Origin of the sequence: Marinobacter sp. UBA2498 (genome assembly GCF_002341575.1) — a bacterium.
GTDB classification, from domain to species: domain Bacteria; phylum Pseudomonadota; class Gammaproteobacteria; order Pseudomonadales; family Oleiphilaceae; genus Marinobacter; species Marinobacter manganoxydans.
In genome coordinates this window covers 24,521-24,793 of sequence record NZ_DDOI01000139.1, presented here as the reverse complement: position 1 = coordinate 24,793, position 273 = coordinate 24,521, and the positions used below count along the sequence as shown (strand labels likewise).

Genomic DNA, 273 nt, shown 5'->3' with positions numbered 1-273 from the left:
GGTCAATCGTCGGCGTACGGCCATCACACTGTTGTCGGTGGCCGTCGGTGTCGGTGGGCTAGTGTTTCTCTGGGCATTCATTGATGGCATCAACGCCCAGATGATCAACAACATGACGGGCTATGTGACCGGCGACCTGAAGGTACATCAGCGGGGCTTTCACGATGACAGGGAGATGAACATTGCCCTGGCCGAGCGCTGGAATCTCACAGAGGAGGTATCGGCCGTAGCCGGTGTGGCGGCAACCACCCCCCGGGTGACGGGCCATGCCCT

General features: G+C 60.4%; 1 protein-coding gene. It reads left to right on the top strand.

Annotated features, from left to right (window positions below):
• A partial coding sequence (locus tag B2W52_RS19310) for a hypothetical protein (RefSeq protein WP_286803932.1) occupies positions 1 to 273 on the top strand: 273 nt, incomplete at both ends.